Source organism: Isoptericola dokdonensis DS-3 (genome assembly GCF_001636295.1).
Classification (GTDB): Bacteria; Actinomycetota; Actinomycetes; order Actinomycetales; family Cellulomonadaceae; genus Isoptericola; species Isoptericola dokdonensis.
In genome coordinates, this window is record NZ_CP014209.1 from 896,981 (window position 1) to 912,064 (window position 15,084).

Sequence of the window (15,084 nt, forward strand, 5' to 3'; positions counted from 1 at the left end):
TCACTGCCCCATCGCGTGCACGCCGCCGTCGACGTGGACGATCTCGCCCGTGGTCGCCGGGAACCAGTCGGACAGCAGGGCCACGACGGCGCGGGCCGCGGGCTCGGCGGTCGTCTGGTCCCAGCCCAGCGGCGCGCGCTGCGGCCAGTTGTCCTCCATCGTCGCGAAGCCCGGGATCGACTTCGCGGCGGTGGTACGGATCGGGCCGGCGGACACGAGGTTCGCGCGGATGCCGTGCGGGCCCAGGTCGCGGGCCACGTAGCGGTTCGCGGACTCCAGGCCGGCCTTCGCGACGCCCATCCAGTCGTAGACGGGCCAGGCGAACTGCGCGTCGAACGTCAGGCCGACGTACGCGCCGCCGGAGGTCATCAGCGGCTGGGCCGCCGTGATGAGCGACTTGTACGAGTAGGTCGAGACCTGCAGCGCGGTGGCCACGTCCTCCCAGCCGGCGTCGAGGAAGTTGCCGCCCATGACCGACTGCGGCGCGAACCCGATGGAGTGCACGACGCCGTCGAGACGGTCGGTGTGCTCGCGCACCTGGTCGGCCAGCGAGGCCAGGTCGTCGTCGTCGGTCACGTCGAGCCGGACGACGGGGGCCTCCACCGGCAGCCGCTTCGCGAACGCCTGCGTCAGCTTCATCTGGCGGCCGAACGACGTCAGCACGACCTCGGCGCCCTCCTCCTGCGCGAGCCGCGCGGCGTGGAACGCGATGGAGCTGTCCGTCAGGACGCCCGTGATGAGCAGCTTCTTGCCGTCGAGCAGAGCCATGGTGACCTTTCAGTGAAGTTCTGGGTGGAGCGTAACGGGCAGGGCGCCCGTTGGACAGTTCGTCGGTCAGTGCCCCATGCCGAGGCCACCGTCGACCGGGATGACGGCGCCCGAGATGTACCCGGCGGCGTCCGAGGCGAGGAACTGCACGACCCCGGCGACCTCGTCGGTCGACGCGAAGCGGGCGGCCGGGATGGACGCCAGGTACTTCTTCTGCGTGTCCTCGGGCAGGGCCGCCGTCATGTCGGTCTCGACGAACCCGGGCGCCACGACGTTCGCGGTGATGCCGCGCGAGCCGAGCTCGCGGGTGACCGAGCGGGCCATGCCGACCAGGGCCGCCTTCGTCGAGGAGTAGTTCACCTGGCCGGGGCCGCCGTAGAGGCCGACGACCGACCCGACCAGCACGATGCGTCCCGAGCGGGCCCGGATCATGCCCTTGGAGGCGCGGCGCACGCAGCGGAACGTACCGGTCAGGTTGACGTCGACGACCTGCTCGAACTCCTCGTCCGTCATCCGCATGAGGAGCTGGTCGCGGGTCATGCCGGCGTTCGCGACGAGCACGGTGACGGGACCGAGCGTGGACTCGATGTCCGAGAACGCCGCGTCGACCGCCGCGGTGTCCGTGACGTCGGCGACGAACCCGTGGACGCCCTCCGGCAGCTCTCCGCCCCGGTAGATCGTGGCCACGGTGTCCCCCGCCGCCACGAACCGCTCCGCGATCGACCGGCCGATGCCTCGTGCCGCACCGGTCACGACGACGACGCGACCACCGGATGCTGCTGCTGCCACGGGCTGCTCCTCTCGACGACGGACCTGCGGCCCGGGCGCACGTCGGTGCACCTCAGCGACCGTACCCCGCGCGGGGCCGCCGACCCCGCTGGGGGCGCGGCACACGTCCGGAGGCTCGATTGTCGGAAACCTCCAAAGACCTGAGGCCCTCGGTGCGGACGTAGACTTCGACGTATGGGCACGCACGACCCGTCCGAGGTGCACTCGATCACGAGCGCCCCGACGGCGCTCGCCGAGGACCAGTGGCGTCGGATGCGCCAGTACCTGGTCCAGATGGGTGTGCGTATCGTGCTGATCTACCTGGCCGTCGTGTTCACCCGTGGCAGCTGGCTGATGTGGGTGTGCGTCGCCGGGGCGGTGGTCCTTCCGTACACGGCCGTCATCCTCGCCAACGCCGGTCGTGACCGCACCAGCCACGAGGTCGACGCCGTCCCGCCCGAGATGCCCCGCGAGATCGGTCCCGCCCCCACGAGGCCACCGGGGACCGACCACCGCGTGATCGACCACGACGACTCCCCGGAGGACCACTGATGGACGTGCTCGGCCTCGGCGCCGACCCCGTCGCCGCCGACGCGCTCGTCTGCTCCGCCAAGGGCTGCCGCGCCGACGCGCGCTGGGGGCTGCTGTGGAACAACCCGAAGCTCCACACCCCCGACCGGCGCAAGGTCTGGCTCGCGTGCGACGACCACCGCGAGCACCTCGAGCAGTTCCTCGGCGCCCGCAGCTTCTGGAAGCGGACCGTCGGCGTCGACGAGCTGGAGCGCGCGTGACGAGGACCCGCCGCCAGTGGGTCACGCTCGGCCTCGGCGCCGTCGTGCTCGCGGCCCTGTGCGTGACCGCCGCGTTCTGGCAGTGGCACCGCTACACCGACCGCGAGGCGCAGATCGCGCTCGTCGAGGCCAACTACACCTCCGACCCCGTGCCCCTGGACGACGTCCTCGGCGGCCCGGGCGACGTCCTCGCGCCCGACGACGTGTGGCGACCCGCCGTCGTCGTCGGCGAGTACGTCCCCCAGGACACCGTGCTGCTGCGCAACCGGCCCGTCAACAGCACCCCCGGCTTCCACCTGCTGGTGCCGCTGCGCACCCAGCTCGACGGGCAGGACGTCGTGCTCGTCGTCGACCGCGGCTTCGTGCCCCTCGGGGCCGACGCGAGCGAGCCCGCCGCCGTGCCCGACCCGCCCACGGGCGAGGTCGCGGTCACCGTCACGCTGCGCGCCGACGAGCCCGCCTCCGACCACGACGCCAACCAGGCGACCGTCGCCGCGATCAACACCGAGCAGGTCCTCGCCGTCGGCGCCACCGGCGAGGCGCGGGCCGCGGGCGCGACCGTCGGCGCGTACGGCCAGCTCCGCACCGAGGACCCCGCGGCCGACACCGCGCTCGTGCCGCTGCCCGCACCGGACACCGACCCCGGCTCCCACCTCAGCTACGCCTTCCAGTGGGCCATCTTCGCCATCGGGGCCGTCGGGGGGTACGTCGTGCTGTGGCGTCGCGAGACCCGCGCCGCCACCGTCACCGCCGGGCAGCTCCTGGCCGACGACGACCCGCTCGGCGGTTCCCGGCCGCCGCGCACCCGGCGCCGCAAGGTCGACGAGGAGTTCGAGGACGCCCTCGTCGACTCCGCCCACCCGCGCTGACTCGCGAGTCAGCGCGGGTCGGCGCGAGTCAGCGCTGGGCCGTCAGGCCCGGACCTCTCTCGCCTGAGCCTGCGGCTGCGCCTCCGGCTCAGTCAGTCCTTGCTCTCGCCTGAGCCTGCGACTCCGCCGTCGGCGGACGCTCGTCCCTCACGCCCACCGTCGGCTGCGCCTCCGACTCAGGCGAGGGAGATGAGCTCGGCGTAGTCGTCCGACCACAGGTCCTCGTCGCCGTCGGGCAGCAGCAGGACGCGCTCCGGGTGCAGCGCCTCGACCGCGCCGTCGTCGTGGGTGACCATGACGACGGCGCCCTCGTAGGTGTCGAGCGCGCCGAGGATCTCGGCGCGCGACGCCGGGTCGAGGTTGTTCGTCGGCTCGTCGAGGAGCAGCACGTTCGCGGCGGAGACCACCAGGGTGGCGAGCGCGAGGCGGGTCTTCTCCCCGCCGGACAGCACGTGCGCGGGCTTGTCGGCGTCGTCGCCGCTGAACAGGAAGGAACCCAGCACGGACCGCACCTGGGTGTCGGTGAGGTCCGGCGCGGCGTGCCGCAGGTTCTCCACGACGGTGGCGTCCATGTCGAGGGTGTCGTGCTCCTGGGCGTAGTAGCCGATCTTCAGGCCGTGCCCGGGCACGACCTCGCCGGTGTCGGGGGCCTCGACGCCGCCGAGGATGCGCAGCAGCGTCGTCTTGCCGGCACCGTTGAGGCCGAGGATCACGACCCGCGACCCGCGGTCGATCGCGAGGTCCACCCCCGCGAAGACCTCCTGCGAGCCGTAGCTCTTGGACAGCTCGGTCGCGGTGAGGGGCGTGCGGCCGCAGGGCGCGGGCTTCGGGAACCGCAGGGCGGCGACCTTGTCGCTGCGCCGCTCCCCCTCGACGCCGGCGAGCATGCGCTCGGCGCGCTTCATCATGTTCTGCGCGGCGGTCGCCTTGGTGGCCTTGGCGCGCATCTTGTCGGCCTGCGCGAGGAGCGCCCCGGCCTTCTTCTCGGCGTTCGCGCGCTCGCGACGACGGCGGCGCTCGTCCTGCTCGCGCTGCTCGAGGTACGCGTCCCAGCGGAGGTTGTACTGGTCGAGCTCGCCGCGGTTGGCGTCCAGGTGGAACACCTTGTTGACGGTGGCGCGCAGCAGCTCCACGTCGTGGGAGATGACGACGAAGCCGCCCTCGTAGGCCTTGAGGTAGTCCCGCAGCCAGGTGATGGAGTCGGCGTCGAGGTGGTTGGTGGGCTCGTCCAGCAGGAGCGTCTGCACGCCCGAGAACAGGATGCGCGCGAGCTCGATGCGGCGGCGCTGACCGCCCGAGAGCGTGCCGAGCGGCTGACCGAGGACGCGCTCGTCGAGGCCGAGGTTGGTCGTGATGACGGCCGCCTCGGACTCCGCGGCGTACCCGCCCGCGGCGAGGAACCTCGTCTCCAGCTTCGGGTACCGCTCCATCGCCGCGGCCTGGACGGCCGGGTCCTCGCTGGCCATGTTCTTCTCGGCCTCGCGCATCTGCGTGACGATGTGGTCGAGCCCGCGGGCCGACAGCACGCGGTCGCGGGCGAGCACGTCGAGGTCGCCGGTGCGCGGGTCCTGCGGCAGGTAGCCGATCTCGTTGCCGCGCGTGATCTTGCCGCCGGTGGGCAGGGTCTCCCCCGCGAGCGTCTTGGTCAGCGTGGTCTTGCCGGCACCGTTCCGGCCCACCAGGCCGATGCGGTCGCCGGAGGCCACGCGGAACGTGGCCTCGTGGAGCAGGACGCGGGCGCCGATGCGCAGCTCGACGCCGTGGGCGGTGATCAAGGCAGGGGTGTCCTTCGGGAGCGGGGTGGGGACCGTCGGCCAGTCTACGGCTCGGCGGGCCGCCGGGGCAGCGACGCCCGTCACGTGCGAGCCTGTGGCCATGACGGATCAGGGCGGGCTGTTCCCTGGCAGGCAGTTCATCTCCACGGTGCTCGACGCGCTCGAGACGAAGACGACGATGAGCGGCCGGCTGGCACACGTCTACCTCATGCGCGCCGCGATGGCCGGGATCGTCATCGGGATCATGTACGTCACGAACTACACGGTCGTCGCCGCGTTCGCCGGCATCGGCGACGGGTCCCTGGCCGGGCTGGGGACCATGGTCGGCGCGTTGGTCTTCGGCTTCGCGCTGGTGTTCATCTACTACAGCAAGTCCGAGCTGCTGACGTCGAACATGATGATCGTGTCGATCGGGCGCTACCACCGGCGGATCACCCGGTGGCGGGGCGTCCGCGTGCTGGCGCTGTGCTACCTGGGCAACGCCCTGGGCGGCCTCGCGATCGCCCTGGCCCTGCTCGCCTCCACCCTCGTCGACGGCGCCGTGGGCGAGCAGATGCAGGCCTCCGTCGACCACAAGCTCGCCTACCTCGGCGAGGGGCTCGCCGGCTGGTCCGACCTGTTCGTGCGGGCCGTGCTGTGCAACTTCATGATCAACCTCGCCATGCTGCTCGTGTACAACGGGCTCATCAAGGAGGACATCACCAAGGTGCTCGTGATGGTCATGAGCGTCTTCGTCTTCGCGTTCGTCGGGTTCGAGCACTCGGTCGCCAACACGGCGCTCTTCACGATCGTGGGCCTGACGCACGGGATCGACGTCGGCCTCGCGCTGGGGAACCTCGCGATCGTGCTCGCGGGGAACTTCCTCGGCGGCGGGCTGCTCATCGGGTACTACTACGCCTTCGCCAACGACGACCGCCGCTACCTGCGCCGGGTCCGGTCCACCGACGGCACGTAGCCCGCGCTGTCCCGCGACCGGGGCACGCGCCCCTGGAACAAGACCGCCGCGCCCTCCCACGCCTCGGGAGAGGTTGGACACCCCCGGCCCGCCGCCCCTATGCTCCGGACCGCGCCGGTCCGGAATGTCCCGCTGGTGATGAATCCCAGCAGGAGGGGCCTGTCGTGTTCCAGCAGCTGACCGGAGCCGTGTCGTGGTTGTGCGACTCCGGCCGCAGGGTCGTGACGGCCATCGTGGTCAACGTGGCGGTGTGCGCGGGCGGCTTCGCGCTCCTGGAGCGCACCGACTACCTGGAGGGCCTGTACTGGGCGGTGACGACCGCGACGACCACCGGGTACGGCGACCTCTCCCCCACCACGGCGCCCGGCCGCGCGCTGGCGATGTGGCTCATGGTCTCCAGCGTCGCCCTCGTGGCGATCGCGACGGCCCGCCTCGCGGCCCGCCTCGTCCAGGACCCGCACCTGTTCTCCCACGAGGAGCAGGAGGAGCTCAAGGACGACGTCGACGACGTGCGCGACATGCTCGTCCTCGTCTGCGAGCGCCTGCAGATCCCGGTGCCGGAGTCGGTGGAGGAGGCGCACCGCCCGGCGAGCGGTGCGGACCGGTGAGCGTCGCGACCCCCGTCGAGACCTCTCGTCCCGGGCTGCGGGCCGGCGCCGTCTCCCGGTTCGACTCGTCGGTCTTCGGGATCGCCTCGACGGCGCCCGCGTACTCCCTCGCCGTCACGGTGGGGGTCCTGGCCGCCGCCGTCGGCACCGCCGCCCCCACGGCCCTGCTGCTCTCTGCCGTCCCGGTCGTCCTGGTGGCGCTCTGCTTCCGCGAGCTCAACCGGGCCCAGCCGGACTGCGGCACCGCCTACGCGTGGGCGCAGCGCGCGATCGGCCCGCGCACGGGCGCGCTGTCCGGCTGGCTGACGATCGCCGCCTGCCTGCTCGTCATGGCGAACCTGGCGCTGGTGGCCGCCGACTACGCGTTCGTGCTGCTCGGCGCGGACGACCTGGTCGGCTCCACGCCGGCGCGGGCCGTGGTCGGCTCCGCGGGGATCGTCGTCATGGCGTGGCTCGCCTACCGCGGGATCCAGCTCGCGGCCCGGCTCCAGGCCGTGCTCGTCGGCGTCGAGCTCGTGGCGCTGCTGTGGTTCGCGGGTACGGCGCTCGCCGAGGCCGAACGGCTCACCTGGCCCACGTGGCAGGCCACGGGCGTCGGGGGCGTGTCGGGCTGGAGCGCCGCGTTCCTCGCCGCGGTGTTCCTCTACTGGGGCTGGGACTCGTCGTTCTCCACGAACGAGGAGTCCGACGACCCTCGCGAGACGCCCGGGTGGGCCGCGCTCACCGCCAACGCGGTGCTCGTCGTGCTGTACGTCGTCGTCACGTGGGCGGCGGTCACCTGGGCGGGCACCGAGCGGCTCGCCGAGGTCGCCGACGACGACTTCTTCGTCGTCCTGGCCGGTGACCTCATGGGCACCACCGGCGGGCACGTGCTGCTCGCCGCCGTGCTCGTCTCGGGCCTGGCCTCCGCGCAGACCACCGTGCTCCCCACGACCCGCACCATGCTCGCGATGGGTCGCGACGGCGTCGGCTCCCCCCGCCTCGCCGACGTCTCCCGGTTCGGCACGCCCTCGACCGCCACCTGGGTGTTCACGGCCGCGTCGGTCGGCCTGTACGTGCTGCTCGTCTGCCTGTCGGAGGACGTCCTGTACGACTCCGTCGCCGCCACCGCGGTGCTCGTCTCCGGCTACTACCTCGTCACCACCGTCGCCACCCTGCGCTACCCGTGGGCCGACGACGCCGTCCGCCCGCTGTGGCGCGTCGTCGTGCCAGGGCTGGCCGCCGTCGTCTTCGCCGGCGTGCTCGTCGTCTCCGTCGTCGACCTCAGCGGCGTGTCGCTGCTGGTGGTCGCCCTGTCCGTCCTGCTCGGTGTCCCGCTGCTGCGGGGACGCCGCCCTGCCCCGACCTCCCTGGAGGAAGCCCTGTGACCTCGTCCACCCGGCGGATGCGCAGCCGGTCCGTCGCCCTCGGCCTGACGACGGTCGTGGCCGCCTCGCTCACCGGCTGCGCCCCCGCCGCCGACAACCGGGCGATCTGCGTCGACCCGGAGACCCAGCTCCGGGTCGACGACGACCTCTGCGACGAGGACGACGACGACTACGTCTCCAGCAGCTCCGGCGGCGGGCACTACTGGTACTACGTGCGCTCCGGGTCCCGTGCCCCCGCGGTCGGGACGTCGTACGCGACGACGGGCGGCACGTACGACTCGAAGACCCTCACCGGCACCACGGCCAAGGGCGGGGTCTCGTCCGACGGCGGCACCGTCTCCCGCGGCGGCTTCGGCGGCAGCGGCAAGATCGGCTCCTGACCTCCTCTCCCTGCCCGTCCCCTCGAAAGGCTCGACGTGATCGACCTGCTCTCCGCCCTGTCCTACGGCGCCGCGTACTGCGTCGTCGGCACCCTCGTGCTCATCGCGTCCTGGAAGGTGCTGGACGTCCTCACCCCCGGCAAGCTGGGCGAGCACCTGCACACCTCGCACTCCGCGGCCCTCGTGTCGGCGACGTGGATGGTGGCGCAGGGCCTCATCATCTTCACCGCGATCTGGACGAACGCCGAGTCCGCGTTCGGGGTGGCGCTGGCCTGGACGCTGGCGTTCAGCCTCGTCGGCGTGCTGCTCCAGGCCCTCGCGTGGCGGCTCGTCGACGCCGTCACGCCGGGGACGCTCGGCGAGGAGGTCACCGTGCCCGGCCCGGTCGTGCCGCTGGCCGGCGTCAGCGCCGGCGTCATCGTCGCGGTCGCCCTCGTCGTGGTCGCCTCGATCGCCTGATGCGTCGCCACGAGATCACCCCGCGCCTGGGCTGGCGGGAGAAGGTCGAGTCGCAGGGCCTCGTCTTCCCCGTCACCCCGGTCGACGGGCCGGACGGCACCGCGACGGACGTGCCGTACTGGAACGAGTCCGCCTGGTACGACTTCTCGATGGCCGAGGTGGAGCGTCTGGAGTCCGCCACCGACGAGCTGTACGGGATGTGCCTGGAGGCGGCGCGGGAGATGACGCGCCGCTACACCGACGCCGACCTGGGCCTGCCGTCCGGCGCGCTGGCGCTCGCGAAGGCGTCGCTCGACCGGGGCGACCCGTCGGTGTACGCCCGGTTCGACCTCGTCTACGACGGCGTCGGCGCGGCGAAGATGCTGGAGATCAACGGCGACACACCGACCGGGCTGGTCGAGACCGCGGTGGCGCAGTGGGGCTGGCTGGAGGACGTCTTCCCGTACCGGGACCAGTGGAACTCGCTGCACGACCGGCTCGTGCGCTGGTGGACGGACTCCGAGGAGTCCGGCCGGTACCCCGACGGCGTGCACTTCCTGCACTCGGACGTCGACGAGTCCGGCGAGGAGGAGATGACGACCACCTACCTGCGGGACACCGCCGCGCTCGCCGGGGTGCGCACGTACGGCCACCCGATCCAGGGGCTCGGCTGGGACGACGCCGCGGACGCCCGGCAGTTCGTCGACGACTTCGGCCTGCCGGTCCGTGCGGCGTTCAAGCTCTACCCGTGGGAGGACATGCTCCACGAGCCGTTCGGCGCGCACGTGCTCGCCGGCCGGGAGGCCCGCCCCGTGCAGTGGCTGGAGCCCGCGTGGAAGCTCCTGCTGTCCACCAAGGCGATCCTGCCCGTGCTGTGGGACCTGTTCCCCGGGCACCCGAACCTGCTGCCTGCCTACCTGGGCGAGCCGCGGGGCCTGACCCAGTGGGTCGCCAAGCCGCTGTGGGGCCGCGAGGGCGACAACGTGCACGTGCACGCCGACGACGTGCGCCAGGTCAACGACGGCGCGTACGGCGACCAGCCGCTGGTCTACCAGCAGTACGTCCCTCTGCCCGACTTCGACGGCAACCGCGTCGTGCTCGGGTCGTGGGTGATCGGCGGCGTCGCGGCCGGATGTCTGGTGCGCGAGTCCGACGGGCCCGTCACCGACTACTTCTCCCGCGTCGTCCCGCACGTCATCGGCGACGCCCGCATGCCCGACGACGCGCAGGTCCAGGCCTGGCTCGACGAGTGACGGGTCACACCGGCTCGGCCGCCGGAGCGGTGCCGGCCGGCAGGGTCACGGTGAACGTCGTGCCCGCCCCTTCGACGCTGCTGATCGCCAGCTCCCCGTCGTGCGCGTCGACGATGGCCTGGGTGATGGACAGCCCGAGCCCGACGCCGGGGACCCGGCGCCTGGTCGCCGTCGTCGCGCGGAAGAAGCGGTCGGTGAGCCGGTGCACCTCGTCCGCGGGGATGCCGACGCCGTCGTCCTGCACGGTCAGCACCGCCTGCGGCGCGCCGTCGGGCGCCTGGCTTCGTACCGCGCGGACCTCCACGCGCCCGCCCGCCGGGGTGAACTTCAGGGCGTTGGACAGCAGGTTGTCGACCATCTGCCCCAGTCGCACCGGATCGGCCGACAACGCCACCGGGCCCGGCGTGGAGTCGACCAGCGCCAGGTCCTGCGAGATCGCGAACGGGACGGCGGAGCGCACGGCGGCCGCCAGGACGTCGGCGAGGTCGGTGGGCTCCTGGCGCACCACGAAGCCACCCGCGTCGACCTGGGCACGCAGCAGGAGGTCCTCGACGAGGTGCAGCAGCCGCTGCGCGTTGCGTTCGATCACCTCGAGGTAGCCGCGCTGCTCGGCGGAGAGGTCGTCGTCGTCGAGCCGGAGCAGCTCCAGGTAGCCGAGGACCGACGAGATCGGGGTGCGCAGCTCGTGGCTGACGTAACCGAGGAACTCGTCCTTGGCCCGTTCCGACTCGCGCTCGGCGGTGACGTCGGTCGCCACGAACAGATAGCCCTGCTCCTCGTCGCCCGGCAGGGGCGTGCGCCGCGTGACCGTCAGCCGCACCACCCGCGTGCGCTCCCGGCCGACGAGCGTCCAGTCGTGCTGGAACGCCAGGCCGTGCGCCGCGCTGCCCACCAGGACCGACCACCGCTGCGGGTCGCCCTCGGGGCCGGGCGGGATCCGGTGGCCCTGCTCGAGCGCCACCGCGTCGAGCTCGGCGGAGACACCGAGCTCGAGGAGCGGGCGCCCGATCATGTCCTGTGCCGCCCGGCCGCTGAGGTGTTCGGCCCCCTTGTTGAAGACCTCGACCGTGCCGGTCACGTCGGTGCCCACGATGGCCTGCTCGGTGGCGGCCTCCACGAGCCCGGCCATGAGGTCGCGGGACGTCCGCAGCTGGTCGGCCAGCGCGCTCTGCGCCGCAGCACGGGCGCGCAGACCCTGTGCGGCGTCGGACACGAAGACGGCGAGGACGAACGCGACGAGCGGCACGAGGATGCCCCGGTACACCGTGACCCCCGTGCTCGCGAAGTCCTCGATCCACACCGCGGGCACCAGGACGCTGATCGTCGCCAGCGCCGTCCCGAGCAGGACCCCGCGCCGTCCGCTCGTCCAGGCGAGGGTGGTCACGGGCAGCAGGACGAGGATGGAGAAGTAGAGCAGCTCGCCCGACGTCCCCCGCTGCAGGAGCAGCAGCGCCCCGACGGACGTGACCGGCAGCAGGTCCTGCGCGGCGGGCGCCCAGCGCCCCCAGGGCAGGAACGCCGCCGCCATCAGCACCGCCACCTCCACGAGGACCGCGGCCACGACGAGCACCGGTTCGTCGAGGTGGGCGATCACCACCGGGAGCACCGCCACCGAGATCCCGAAGATCGCCGCGAACGCGACCTGCCGCTGCAGCACGCTGTTGAGCGGGAGGTGCGCGACCTGGAGGCGCGGGATCCAGGGGGCGTCGCCGGTGTTCACGTCGCCGTGGGCCCGCCGTGCAGCACGAGGACCACGGCGGCTCCGGCCATCGCGAGAGGGGCGGCCAGGAGGAGCCACCGCTCACGGCGCCGGTTCGTCTCCGTCTCGTCGCGCAGCGCGTCGTCGTCGAGCGTGGCCCACCAGTCCGACCGGTCGTCGGGAGGCTCGTCCGTCGCGGCGTGGCGTGGCGTCATCCCATCACCCTTCCCGTCTTCTCGGTCTTGTCCCAGGTCGCCGCCGCGCCCTGCGCCTCCTTGAGGTAGGAGTCGAGCGTGACGGCGCACAGCAGGGGTCCGAACCCGACGACGTACAGCAGCAGGCTCGTCACCCACCGCCACCGCACGACGCCGTCCAGGAGCTTGAGCAGCCAGGCGAGCATCATCGCCACCAGGGGCCAGGCGTACAGCACGTACAGCAGCACCGTGCGGGTCTCCTGGGTCACGTCGATCCCGACGAGCTCGAGCCAGGTGTTCGGACGCCAGGCCGCCACCATGACCACGATCGCGCCGAGGCCCGGGAAGGCGAGGCCCTCGAACCACGCGCGCCGGGCGGTGCGGTGGTCCAGCATGAGGGTGAGCAGGGTGACGTAGACGTAGGCCACGACGGCGAGCCACCAGAGCCAGGTGAAGAGCTCCAGGGCGGCGACGTCGTTCACCGCATGGAGCACGACCAGACCCACCGAGGCGAGCACGGCCGCGACCGGCAGGCCGAACACCGAGAACCAGACGACCCCGAACGAGACCGACCCCAGCCGGTGGTCGCGCGAGGGCCGGAACCAGACCTTGCGGAACCGGGACGTGATCTGCACGTTCCCGCGGGCCCACCGCAGCCGCTGCTTCCACAGGGCCCGGATCGACGCCGGTTCCTCGGCGAGCACGTGGACCGTGGGGTCGAACACGACGCGACGCCCGCCGAGCTGGGTGAGGAACGTCGTGCAGGTGTCCTCCGCGAGCGTGGTGGTGTCGATCTCCCCGCCGATCGCCTCCAGGTTGACCCGCGAGTGGAGCTGGGCGCCGCCCGCCAGGCAGGCCATCGCCCCGAGCACGTTCTGCGCGCGGCGCGCGGCCGCCTGCGCGGCGACGTACTCGAACCCGACGAACCGGGCCACCGCGGCGGGACGCCGGCTGCCCTCGGCGATGTAGCCCGTCACGGCACCGATCTCGGGGTCGGCCAGGTGCCGGGTCATCCGGCGCAGGGACTCCGGCGCGAAGATGACGTCGGCGTCCATGACGAGCAGCGCCTCCATCCAGTCGTCCGCGAGCGCCTGGCGGATGCCGTGGTTGAGGGTGTGCGCCTTGCCCTGCCCGCCCTGCTCGCGGCGCAGGTGCCGGATGCGTCCCGGGTAGCGGGCGGCCATCGCCCGGGCGACGTCGGGGGTGTCGTCGGTGCTGGCGTCGTCGACGACGAGCACGCGCAACCGGTCCGGGGGGTACTCGAGGTGCATGAGCCGCTCGAGGGACGGCTCCAGCACGGCGCCCTCGTTCCAGGCCGGCAGCACCACGACGACGCGCGGCAGGTAGGGCGCCGACCGCGGCCAGTGGTTCGTCACGGCATGGACCGGCACGAGCAGGTACTGGTAGACGCCGACGACGACCGGCACGGCCCCCAGGGCGACCGCCGCGACGCAGAGGACCTCCAGGACCTGGAGCAGGACGTCCGTCACGGCTCCCCCGCGAGCCACCGGTAGGCACCGACGTCCCCGGCGTGGTGGGCGTCGGTCGACGCGACGAGCGGGACGCCCGCGGCGCGCAGCTCGGCGACGACCCGGTCGCCGGGGCACCGCCACTTCTCGTTGATCTCGACGACGCCGTCGGCCGCGAGCAGCGCGGCGACGAGGGCCGTGAGGTGGTCGTCGTCGACGTGGGACTCGTCCAGCCCGACCTTGGGCAGGACGGAGAACGGGTGCGCGAGCTGCGCCGGCCCGGAGGCGGCGAGGGCGTTCACGTAGGCGGTCACGAGATGCCCGACGACGTCGGCCGGGTCCAGGCCGGCCGCGAGGCGCTCCCGCGTGGCAGAGGGTGACCAGGGTCCGTCGGGTGCGGGGAGCTGGTGGTCCGCGAGGAGCACCCGGCCGGGACCTGCGCGGGTGCCGACGGCGGCCAGGACGTCGGCGGGCGCGTCCACGGTTCCGGCGGTGTCGAGGATCTTCGCCTCGATGCCGGTGCGGACCGTCAGCCCGTCGGGGACGTCGAGCGCGGCGACGGCGGCGAGGAAGTCCGGCACGTGGGTCGCGGCGACCCGGACGTGCTCCACCATGCGGATCCGGGTCAGGCCTCGTCGGGTCGCGGCGGCGAGGTTCTCCGCCGGGGTGCTGTGCGCGTCGTCCGAGAAGGTGGAGTGCACGTGGTGGTCGCCCCGCAGGTCGACGCCACCGCGGGCGGCGGTGCCGGCGTCCGTCACCGCTCCCCCGGGCCGGCCGCTGCCTCGAGGGCGGGCAGGACCTCGTCGAGCGGGAGGAACCTGTCCTCCAGGAACCGGACGTTCGCGACCTCGCGGAAGTCGAGGCGGGCAGGGACCGGCCGCCCGAGCACGGCGTCGAGCGTGATCGACGGCATGTCGACCCCGGACGCGACGGTCAGGGGCATGGCGCCCGGGAACCGCGGGTTCACCTCCAGCAGGGCGGGCACGCCGTCGGCGTCGCGCTTGAGCTGGACGTTGGCGACGGTCGTCAGGCCGATGACGCGGGCGACCTCCGCGGCGGTCGCGATCAGCTCCTCGTCGTGCACCGTCACGCCGGCCACGGACACGCCGGAGTCGACGCGCAGGCGGGCCCGCGGCACGGCCGCCACGACGTGGCCGTCCAGGTCCGCCAGCACGTCCACGGAGTACTCGTCGCCGGGCAGCAGCTCCTGGACGAGCAGGTCCTCGGCGGCGCTGGTCGCGACCAGCTCGGCATGGTCGGTGACGAGCCGTACCCCCCGCGAACCGGCGCCGCGGCGCGGCTTGACGATCACCGGGAAGGTCCACCCCTCGTCGGCGCCCTGCGTGCCGAGCAGCTCCGTGCGGGGCACGCGCAGGTGCGGTGCGCACGCCCGGGCCAGCGCGAGCTTGTCGAGCGCCGTCTCGAGGGTCTCCAGGGACGGCGAGGCCAGGACGGTGCCGACGTCCGCCAGCCGGTCGCGCGCCGCCGCCAGCCGCGGCAGCTCGACGTCGACGGTGGCGAACAGCACCTCGACACGGTCCCGGTCGCACAGCGCCACGACCTCGTCGACGAACCCGTCCGCCAGTCCGGGCGGGACGAGCCGGCGCCGGTCCGCCTCGACGAGGTAGATCCCGCTGGCCCACCGGTCCATGTCGGCGGCGTGCACCGCGACGTCGCCCCGGGCCAGCAGCGAACGGATCACGGCCACCCCGGCGGGTCCTCCCGCACCGGTCACCAGCACTCGCGTCAT

Annotated in this window: 17 protein-coding genes; 9 read left to right on the forward strand and 8 right to left on the reverse strand. The window is 73.0% G+C overall.

The window, feature by feature from the left end:
• Positions 1–768: an enoyl-ACP reductase FabI gene (fabI, locus tag I598_RS04290; RefSeq protein WP_068201580.1), complete on the reverse strand. Its 768-nt coding sequence runs from the start codon at positions 766–768 to the stop codon at positions 1–3.
• Between the two features lie 66 nt (positions 769–834).
• Positions 835–1,557: a 3-oxoacyl-ACP reductase FabG gene (fabG, locus tag I598_RS04295; protein WP_068201581.1), complete on the reverse strand. Its 723-nt coding sequence runs from the start codon at positions 1,555–1,557 to the stop codon at positions 835–837.
• A 174-nt stretch (positions 1,558–1,731) separates the two neighbouring features.
• On the opposite strand from fabG, the gene I598_RS04300 reads away from it, so the two are divergent.
• From I598_RS04300 to I598_RS04310, 3 genes are read left to right on the forward strand one after another with little or no spacing between them, the layout of a single operon-like run.
• Complete coding sequence (locus tag I598_RS04300) at positions 1,732–2,088, forward strand: DUF3099 domain-containing protein (RefSeq protein ID WP_068201582.1); 357 nt, start codon at positions 1,732–1,734, stop codon at positions 2,086–2,088.
• Positions 2,088–2,327 (forward strand): hypothetical protein, encoded by a 240-nt coding sequence (locus I598_RS04305; RefSeq protein ID WP_068201583.1) that lies wholly within the window; start codon positions 2,088–2,090, stop codon positions 2,325–2,327. The genes I598_RS04300 and I598_RS04305 overlap by 1 nt, the downstream gene beginning before the upstream one ends.
• Positions 2,324–3,196 (forward strand): SURF1 family cytochrome oxidase biogenesis protein, encoded by an 873-nt coding sequence (locus tag I598_RS04310; protein WP_068201590.1) that lies wholly within the window; start codon positions 2,324–2,326, stop codon positions 3,194–3,196. Before I598_RS04305 ends, I598_RS04310 begins: the two co-directional genes overlap by 4 nt.
• A gap of 176 nt (positions 3,197–3,372) precedes the next feature.
• On the opposite strand, the gene abc-f is transcribed toward I598_RS04310, so the two are convergent.
• The gene (gene abc-f, locus I598_RS04315; protein WP_068201595.1) at positions 3,373–4,971 is read right to left on the reverse strand and encodes a ribosomal protection-like ABC-F family protein; all 1,599 of its coding nucleotides are present in this window, start codon (positions 4,969–4,971) and stop codon (positions 3,373–3,375) included.
• 100 nt (positions 4,972–5,071) lie between these two features.
• Here abc-f and I598_RS04320 point away from each other — a divergent pair, with 100 nt between their 5' ends.
• From I598_RS04320 to I598_RS04345, 6 genes are all read left to right on the forward strand, one after another.
• Entirely contained in the window at positions 5,072–5,926 is an 855-nt protein-coding gene (locus I598_RS04320; RefSeq protein ID WP_068201597.1) for a formate/nitrite transporter family protein, read from the forward strand.
• A gap of 164 nt (positions 5,927–6,090) precedes the next feature.
• On the forward strand, positions 6,091–6,534 hold the full coding sequence (locus tag I598_RS17815; protein ID WP_068201598.1) for a potassium channel family protein: 444 nt from the start codon (positions 6,091–6,093) through the stop codon (positions 6,532–6,534).
• Positions 6,531–7,901: an APC family permease gene (locus tag I598_RS04330; RefSeq protein ID WP_198155749.1), complete on the forward strand. Its 1,371-nt coding sequence runs from the start codon at positions 6,531–6,533 to the stop codon at positions 7,899–7,901. The genes I598_RS17815 and I598_RS04330 overlap by 4 nt, the downstream gene beginning before the upstream one ends.
• On the forward strand, positions 7,898–8,281 hold the full coding sequence (locus I598_RS04335) for a tRNA-dihydrouridine synthase (protein WP_198155750.1): 384 nt from the start codon (positions 7,898–7,900) through the stop codon (positions 8,279–8,281). Before I598_RS04330 ends, I598_RS04335 begins: the two co-directional genes overlap by 4 nt.
• A gap of 36 nt (positions 8,282–8,317) precedes the next feature.
• Complete coding sequence (locus I598_RS04340) at positions 8,318–8,740, forward strand: DUF350 domain-containing protein (RefSeq protein ID WP_083972863.1); 423 nt, start codon at positions 8,318–8,320, stop codon at positions 8,738–8,740.
• Entirely contained in the window at positions 8,740–9,972 is a 1,233-nt protein-coding gene (locus tag I598_RS04345) for a glutathionylspermidine synthase family protein (protein ID WP_068201600.1), read from the forward strand. The genes I598_RS04340 and I598_RS04345 overlap by 1 nt, the downstream gene beginning before the upstream one ends.
• A 4-nt stretch (positions 9,973–9,976) precedes the next feature.
• Here the strand turns inward: I598_RS04345 and I598_RS04350 are convergent, their stop codons facing one another.
• From I598_RS04350 to I598_RS04370, 5 genes are read right to left on the reverse strand one after another with little or no spacing between them, the layout of a single operon-like run.
• A complete protein-coding gene (locus tag I598_RS04350) occupies positions 9,977–11,692 on the reverse strand; it encodes a PAS domain-containing sensor histidine kinase (protein WP_083972865.1) in 1,716 nt (571 codons plus the stop codon).
• On the reverse strand, positions 11,689–11,886 hold the full coding sequence (locus I598_RS04355) for a hypothetical protein (RefSeq protein WP_068201601.1): 198 nt from the start codon (positions 11,884–11,886) through the stop codon (positions 11,689–11,691). The genes I598_RS04350 and I598_RS04355 overlap by 4 nt, the downstream gene beginning before the upstream one ends.
• Positions 11,883–13,355, reverse strand: coding sequence for a glycosyltransferase family 2 protein (locus I598_RS04360; protein ID WP_068201605.1), 1,473 nt, complete (start codon positions 13,353–13,355; stop codon positions 11,883–11,885). Before I598_RS04360 ends, I598_RS04355 begins: the two co-directional genes overlap by 4 nt.
• On the reverse strand, positions 13,352–14,092 hold the full coding sequence (locus I598_RS04365) for a PHP domain-containing protein (protein WP_068201609.1): 741 nt from the start codon (positions 14,090–14,092) through the stop codon (positions 13,352–13,354). Before I598_RS04365 ends, I598_RS04360 begins: the two co-directional genes overlap by 4 nt.
• Positions 14,089–15,084: an ATP-grasp domain-containing protein gene (locus I598_RS04370; RefSeq protein ID WP_198155751.1), complete on the reverse strand. Its 996-nt coding sequence runs from the start codon at positions 15,082–15,084 to the stop codon at positions 14,089–14,091. The genes I598_RS04365 and I598_RS04370 overlap by 4 nt, the downstream gene beginning before the upstream one ends.